Annotated in this window: 3 protein-coding genes; 2 read left to right on the forward strand and 1 reads right to left on the reverse strand. The window is 31.3% G+C overall.

Going from position 1 to position 3530, the window contains the following annotated elements; genetic code table 11:
* Positions 1–46 precede the first annotated feature (46 nt).
* Positions 47–1015: an LCP family glycopolymer transferase gene (locus tag BGM26_RS07150; protein WP_367949278.1), complete on the reverse strand. Its 969-nt coding sequence runs from the start codon at positions 1013–1015 to the stop codon at positions 47–49.
* A gap of 592 nt (positions 1016–1607) precedes the next feature.
* Between BGM26_RS07150 and BGM26_RS07155 the strand changes: the two genes are divergently transcribed.
* Positions 1608–1892, forward strand: a complete 285-nt coding sequence (locus BGM26_RS07155) for a hypothetical protein (protein WP_217039060.1) — start codon at positions 1608–1610, stop codon at positions 1890–1892.
* A 1201-nt stretch (positions 1893–3093) separates the two neighbouring features.
* Entirely contained in the window at positions 3094–3270 is a 177-nt protein-coding gene (locus BGM26_RS07160) for a hypothetical protein (RefSeq protein WP_217039062.1), read from the forward strand.
* Positions 3271–3530: the final 260 nt, after the last annotated feature.

Here is a 3530-nt window from a genome sequence, read left to right on the forward strand (position 1 = left end):
ACAACAATATATGCGAAAACAGCCTATATTTACTATCAGCCATATTTTAATTCAGTACTCCCACCTCATTTTCTACATTTAATCCAAGGTTCTCTTTCAATAATAATTGTACGTCTCTTAATTCATTTTCATCCGGAATATAGTACCAAAGGTCACCAATATATTTACCAGTTCCCTTTTCAAACTGAATTTGTTCTATTGTTAAATTGGTTACTTTGTATTGCTGCTGTATGTCAACCATTTCTTTAAAGGTTAGATTTGTCTTTACATTTTCTCCTAAGGCATCAAATATATCATCGTGATTTAAAAGCGAGGTTACGCTCTTCCCCTTATTAATAATTGACTGAATTATTTGTCTTTGTCTAATTTGACGACCAAAGTCACCTCGCGGATCTTCATACCTAATTCGAGAGAATATTAAGGCTTCATCCCCATTTAATTGAATTTCTCCTTTAGGAAATTCATATTCTCTATATGACAAATCCATATCATTATGCAAAGTCACACCATCAAGAGCATCAATTATCCCTTTAAATCCATCCATATTTACTTTTACATAATAATCAATTGGTACATCTAAAAAGTTTTCGACGGTATTTATAGACATTTCAACACCACCTCGGGCATAAGCGTGATTAATTTTTTCTGTTGTTCCATTACCTACGATTTCTGTTCTTGTATCACGCGGGATACTTAACATTTCAATAGATTCCTTTTGCGGGTTTACAGTCATAACTATCATCGTATCGGATCTTCCATTATCATTTTCACTTTCATCTACCCCTAAAAATAATACAGAGAAAGGATCTTGTTTTTGAATTGATACCTTGTTTTCACGTTTCTCTGATCCAGCATTCAATGGTTGATGAATAGTATCTAATGCTGAACTAAAAGAATGATAAAAGTTAAATATATAAATCCCTATCCCTATAAACAATATTAGTAATGTAGATAAAACTATACGTTTTAATTTCTTTTGCTTTGCCTTCTTTTTTCTTTTCAATTCTACTCTCACTATGATTCTCCTCATAAATAATATTAAACAAATAGAAAATGAATTAGTTTATTTATAAAACTGCTTTTCTATGACTTTAAAAAAAGAATCTGAAATTTGTTACTAATTATTATTTAGTGGTTCACCAACCTTTTGTCAAATTATAGATTAGTTTTATATATTTTACAATTTTGAAAATATCAGCAATAAAAATCCAACTTTACCCAACACATATTCACCCCCTCCTAATCAACTGATGTATCATCGAGTTTCGCTAAATATGGCTTTAACAAAACTGGGTCCTTAAATTTTGCTTTTTCACTAAAAGTAATTATCTTACAATTTACCCAAAAGACACATGTCGACATTATTCGACAAATGCATATATAATAAAGTTAGATGAGACTTGGGTTGGTAAGCCATTATCTTATCTCTCTTTGCACCAAGAATATTTCTTGGTGTTTTTTTTTGCCTTGTAGTTAAAAGTCTTACTTTTTTGTTTCACAGGACACTTAGAAATGCACTACTTCCCTTTTTTGTTTTTCCTGTTTATTTATTAATTTGACTATGTTAAAATTAACTTTTGTGAAAAAATATTAGAATGGTGAACAAGATGATAAATGATATACAAACTGATTTAAGAGATTTAGTTTATTTATATAAAGAAAAACCATATCTCCCATTCTGGGGAGAATTATTCTCTGTTCTTCAAAGGCTAAAAAAGGTTGGTAAAAATACAAAGTCAATTATATTTTTATATGAAACTGAAACTGCTATACCGGTTTTTTATCATCCAATTGACAATAGATTTTGTATAGAGCTACCTGGTTTTAATATTTTTCTAAACCAAGAAGAATTTATCGATAGCATCTTAGAAGGGAGATTTTGGCCTAAATAAGGTTATTAATCTCTTAAAAATGCTCAGGGCATAAAAGCTCTGAGCGTTTATTATTCATTGGCTTATTGAACTCACGTTGATCACTTATACATTGCCAGGATGGATAGAAAAATACATATAACTGCTGAAGTGAATAAGATGACAGAAGTTACAAAATTTCTCCTAAACTTAATAGCATATGCACAAAAAAAGATTGCCGCAGCTAATTTGGAGCAGCTTTGAAAATAGGCATTATTAGAAAAAAATGAACTGCTAAAAATAATTGAAATAAGTAATGTTATAGAAATTAGTATTTTAAACCACAAAGGTTCTTTTAAGAATTGTTTAATCATAAATTTTATCCACTGCATAACGGTATAACTCCCTTCAATACGCTTTCATTTCTAATTAAACATATGATGTATTCTTGTAAAGAAATACTTACCTTTTGCAATGGTTGTAATATATGTATTAACAGCTTGATATGTAATTAAGCCATAGCTGCTTTATATCAATTTGTATTTACGTTAGTATTCAGGAAAATTCGCCCTCACAAGTGCTTCAGCAAATGCTGGAGGGACAGCAATTCAGCATCTAGCGACCTGTTCTGTTTTAGGGTAAGATTTACCGTTATAGTCCCTGACAAAAAAATTATTTCTAGGGAATCCGTTTCCGTTAAATAACTCCCGCGGCTGAAGCACTCTCATTCCAATATCAGTGATCTTATAATTTTCACCATTAACTGTAATAAGCCCAAATCTGTCTTTGTAGTAATCGTATGCAAAGGATTATTAGGCGACTTGCCCAATATCCGATCAGTAATATTTAGTTAAGAATGCAGTAACTATACCAAAACGGTTAACTGTAGGAAAGGTTGCTGATGGTTCAAATGGCTGCTGGCCCTTGATTCTTTTCCACGCTATCCATGCCTGCCCCCGAATCCTTTTCTCCAGAGGCTCTTCAAATGAAAAGCTACAAATCTATAGCTAGACACTCTCATACTTATTTTGAAATGTTTCTCCAACGCCTCTTGTAGTGCCCTACAGGGAGCGAAATGAGACTCCGATAATCGGTACATATCATCTACAAATAAAGTTAACTACTCCATGATTTTACCTCCTAGTAAACTGAATAATTCATTTGATAATTTTCTTTCCACCAATTTACAAATATAACTATTCAACATAGCCCATTTTAGTTAGGATAATATTGAGGTGATATTATGCTTTCTTTTCTTTGTATAATTTCAGGTGCTATTGTTGGTTTTATTCTTTATGAATTTCCTGGTATTTTATTAGGAGCAATTTTCGGTATTCTTGTTATCATCGCCCACCAACTAGATTTAATTATCCATAATCTTAAAAAACAAAATGCTTCAAGTAATGGACCTAAAGAATAGGTCTCTTTTTTTATGAAACATATAACAAAATGTAATTACTACTTGATATATGGGATTCTGTTTATTAACTCTTTAATAGCTTCCAACTCAGATAATTGAACACTTCTGACTGTAGAATTCACGGTATCCTTAAACTTCTTCTGAAATGGCTGAGGAATGCTGCAATAATGAAACAAATTATTAGACAACATTAACGCAGATAAAAAAGGCTATTTTCGCATATATTGTTGTTTTAGCCTACAAAGTTTGCCCGTTGATTT

The sequence above is a fragment of the Bacillus sp. FJAT-29790 genome, assembly GCF_019039215.1.
Classification (GTDB): Bacteria; Bacillota; Bacilli; order Bacillales; family Cytobacillaceae; genus Cytobacillus.